Source organism: Streptomyces poriticola (assembly GCF_036689765.1).
GTDB lineage: Bacteria > Actinomycetota > Actinomycetes > Streptomycetales > Streptomycetaceae > Streptomyces > Streptomyces poriticola.
The window spans coordinates 1-1262 of record NZ_JBAGKH010000088.1 but is presented as its reverse complement, the minus strand read 5'-3'; the positions used below and the strand labels follow the sequence as shown (position 1 = coordinate 1262).

The window sequence follows — 1262 nt, the reverse complement described above, 5'->3', positions numbered from 1 at the left end:
TTGGCCCATCGGCAAGGGCGGTCGGCACGTCGACCTGCCCACCTACCCCTTCCAGCACCAGCGCTACTGGATCAACCCCACCCCCGACAGCCGGACGAACCTCTCCGGCGCGGGCCTGGCAGCCGCCGGCCACCCGCTGCTGGGGGCTGCCGTGGAGCTGGCCGGCACGGACGCGCACCTGTTCACCGGGCGGCTGTCGTTGCAGAGCCACCCCTGGCTGGCCGACCACGCCGTGTCCGGAACCGTGCTGCTCCCCGGCACCGGGTTCCTGGAACTCGCCCTCCAGGCCGGCCACCACGTCGGCTGCGGCACCGTGGAGGAACTCACCCTCGAAGCACCCCTGATCCTTCCCGAACGGGGCGGGTTGGACGTGCAGTTGAACGTGGGCGCACCTGACGACTCGGGGCGGCGCGAGATGACTCTCCACTCACGCGCGCAGGACGCCGGCAGCGACGAGCCGTGGACCCGGCACGCCACCGGTACCCTGACTCCCGCAGCGGAGTCCCCGAGGCCGGACGCCGACCTGACCGCATGGCCGCCCGCCGGGGCCGAGCCGGTGGAGACCGAGGGCTACTACGACAGGCTGGCCGAGGAGGGCTACGGGTACGGCCCTGCCTTCCACGGCCTGCGGGCCGCGTGGCGGCGCGGTGACGAGGTCTTCGCCGAGGTCGCCCTGCCGGAGGAGGAGTCCGCCGAGGCCACGGGGTACGGCATCCACCCGGCGCTGATGGACGCGGCCCTGCACGCGCTGGGTCTGGGCGTGCTGGCCGCGGCGGGCGAGGGCCGGGCGCGGCTGCCGTTCTCGTGGAGCGGGGTGACCCTGCACGCGGCGGGCGCCGCCGCGCTGCGGGTGCGCGTGGCTCCGCTCGGGGACGCCGAGGACACCGTGTCGGTCACCGTGGCCGACCCGGCCGGCATGCCGGTCGCCACGGCCGAGTCGCTGGTCGTACGGCCGGTGGTCACCACGCAGTTGGAGGCGGCCGGTTCCTCCGTGAACGACAGCCTGTTCCGCATGGACTGGGTGCCGGCCTCCGCGGGGCTCTCCCCCGTCGCGGCGCGGCGCTGGGCGGTCGTCGGGCCGGACCCGCTGCGGGTGGGACGGACGCTGGAGGAGACCGGTGCGACGGTCTTCGCAGCCGACGACCTGGACTCCGTGGCCACACTGGACGTCGTCCCGGACGTGGTGGTCGTGCCGTACGCGCCTCAGCAGGACGGCACCGACAAGCTCGCCGCGCGGGTCCATGAGGTGCTGTACGGGGTGC

The 1262-nt window shown here is 74.6% G+C and carries 1 protein-coding gene; it reads left to right on the top strand.

Annotation, left to right across the window (positions count from 1 at the left end; genetic code table 11):
• Positions 1-1262 (top strand): polyketide synthase dehydratase domain-containing protein (locus V5O46_RS31555; protein ID WP_332888163.1); only part of this gene is annotated, 1262 nt, incomplete at both ends.